This is a genomic window from Pseudomonas sp. NBRC 111140 (assembly GCF_001320885.1).
Lineage (GTDB): Bacteria > Pseudomonadota > Gammaproteobacteria > Pseudomonadales > Pseudomonadaceae > Aquipseudomonas > Aquipseudomonas putida_P.
The window spans coordinates 1-2,522 of sequence record NZ_BCBQ01000182.1 but is presented as its reverse complement, the minus strand read 5'-3'; the positions used below and the strand labels follow the sequence as shown (position 1 = coordinate 2,522).

Annotated in this window: 3 protein-coding genes; 1 reads left to right on the top strand and 2 read right to left on the bottom strand. The window is 65.3% G+C overall.

Annotated elements, in window-relative coordinates; translation table 11 throughout:
• Nucleotides 1-476 (top strand): FtsX-like permease family protein (locus tag APH42_RS28720; RefSeq protein WP_156352976.1); only part of this gene is annotated, 476 nt, incomplete at its 5' end.
• Nucleotides 477-516: 40 nt separating this feature from the next.
• Here APH42_RS28720 and APH42_RS28715 read toward each other — a convergent pair.
• Nucleotides 517-1,869 carry a heavy metal sensor histidine kinase gene (locus tag APH42_RS28715; RefSeq protein WP_060494744.1) on the bottom strand — a complete coding sequence of 451 codons (1,353 nt, stop codon included), beginning with the start codon at nt 1,867-1,869 and terminating at the stop codon, nt 517-519.
• Nucleotides 1,866-2,522: two-component system response regulator CinR (gene cinR / locus APH42_RS28710; protein WP_156352973.1), on the bottom strand; the 657-nt coding region annotated here is incomplete at its 5' end. The genes APH42_RS28715 and cinR, both read right to left, overlap by 4 nt.

The following is a 2,522-nucleotide window of genomic DNA, read 5'->3' as shown; positions in this document are numbered from 1 at the left end:
ACACCCAGGGCAGCCTGTTCAGCGCCATGAAAATGGAGAAGACCATGATCGGCCTGCTGCTGATGATGATCATCGCGGTGGCGGCGTTCAATATCATCGCCACCCTGGTGATGGTGGTGAACGACAAGGGGCCGGACATTGCCATCCTGCGTACCTTGGGCGCCACGCCAGCGCAGATCATGGGCACGTTCATGGTTCAGGGCAGCCTGATTGGTGTTGTCGGGACGCTGATCGGCGGCGTGCTGGGCGTGATTGCGGCGTTCAATGTCAGTCAAATCGTTGGTTGGCTGGAGCGGGTGAGCGGGCAGCACATCTTTACCTCGGATGTGTACTTCGTCAGCAGCTTGCCGTCGCAATTGCAGTGGGGTGATGTGGCCATGATTTGCACGGCTGGCCTGGTGATGAGCTTCCTGGCGACCATTTACCCGGCTTACCGGGCGTCGCAGGTGCAGCCGGCGATCGGTCTGGCGGTTTGATGCTTGCCTGAAATTATGGGGCTGCAAAGCAGCCCCAATTTCACCGGCCTTCAGTGAACTCGATCACAAACCGCGTCCACCCATCCCCGCACTCTGCCCGAATGCACCCGCCATGGGCCTGCACGATCGACCGGGTAATCGCCAAGCCCAACCCCGCATGCTCACTGCTGCCTTCCCGCCGCGCCGGGTCCACTCGGTAGAAGCGGTCGAACAGTCGCGGTAACGCAGTCGGCTCGATAGCCTGCCCGGTATTGGCCACACTGATTTTCGCTCCCGGTTCTAGCGTCACCTTTATCTGCCCTCCCGCCGGGGTAAAGCGCAAGGCATTGTCCAGCAGGTTGGACAGCGCCCGGCGCAGCATATGCCGGTCGCCCTGCAGCATCGCCTCACCCTCGCGCAACATCCGTACGCCGGTGTCCTCGGCCAGTGGTGCGTAGTACTCCAGCAGTGCATCCACTTCGTCATGCAGCGCCAAAGGCGCTTGCCCCGGTACCAGCAGGCCGTGGTCGGCCTTGGCCAGGAACAGCATGTCGTTGATCATCTGCGCCATCCATTGCAGCTCTTCCAGGTTGCCATGCAGCGCTTCGCGGTATTCCTCGAGGCTACGTGGGCGGGTGAGGGTGACCTGGGTGTGGGTCAGCAGGTTGGAAAGCGGTGTACGCAGTTCGTGGGCGATGTCAGCTGAAAACGCTGACAGGCGTTGGAAGGCATCGTCCAGGCGCTGCAGCATCGCGTTCATGCTGCCGGCCAACTCGGCCAGCTCTTCGGGCATCTGCGCCAGCGGCAGGCGGGTGGTGAGCGAACGGGCTGACACGCTGGCGGCCACTTGGCCCATCTGCCGCAGTGGGCGCAGGCCGCTGCGGGCGGCCCAGGCGCCGAGCAGCGCAGTGGCCAGCGCCGATAGGCCGACAGTCAGCCAGATCAGCCGCTGCATGCCCTGCAGAAAATGCTGGTGGTGGGTGATGTCGAGGTACAGGGTCAGTTGCGGCGACTGCGCGGCGCCCTGCGCCAGGTGTACAGCCAGGCTGCGGTAGTCGGTGCCTTGCGCGTGCAAGGTGGCCAGCCCGGCGGGCAGCGGTGCCTGCGGTAGCCCGCTGCGGCTTTCGAACCACGTGGCGCCGTCGCTGCCGCTGATGCGCAGGGCCAGGTCGGCCTGGTGGCTCAATTCGTCGCGCAGCGCGGGCAGGCGCGCCTGCAGCTCATCCGGCGTGCTGACGCCGGCCAGTTGTGTACGGAACAGCGACAGGCGCGAGTCCAGCAGTTGTTGGTCGAGTTCGACGAAGTGCTGCTCGCTGGCCCGGCTGAAGAGCAGGCCGGCGCCCAGCGATACGGTGGCGGTGCAGGCGGCGAACAGCAGCGCCAGCCGGCTGCCCAGGGATACCCGGCGCATCATTCAGTGCGTTCTTCGAGTACGTAGCCCATGCCGCGCACCGTGTGGATCAGCTTGTTGGGGTGCGGGTCGTCGATTTTCAGGCGCAGGCGGCGGATTGCCACTTCGATCACATTGGTATCGCTGTCGAAGTTCATGTCCCACACCTGCGAGGCGATCAGCGATTTTGGCAACACCTCACCCTGGCGGCGCAGCAGCAGTTCGAGCAGGCAGAACTCCTTGGCGGTCAGGTCGATACGGGTGCCTGCGCGTTCGGCGCGGCGGCGGATCAGGTCCAGGCGCAGGTCGGCCAGGCTCAGGGTGGTGTCCTGGCTTGGGCTGGCGCCCCGGCGCAGCAGGCTGCGTACCCGGGCCAGCAGTTCGGAAAAGGCGAACGGCTTGACCAGGTAATCATCGGCGCCCAGCTCCAAGCCATGCACGCGGTCCTCGACGGCGTCGCGGGCGGTCAGGAACAGCACGGGTGTATCCAGGCCAGCCTGGCGCACGGCCTGAAGGATTTGCCAGCCGTCGCGCCCGGGCAGCATCACGTCGAGGATCAGCAGGTCGTGGTCGCCGGTCAGGGCGAGGAACTGCCCGGTCTCGCCATCGGTGGCCAACTCGGTGGCAAAGCCGGCCTCGCTCAGGCCCTGGCTCAGGTACTGGCCGGTGCGGGCCTG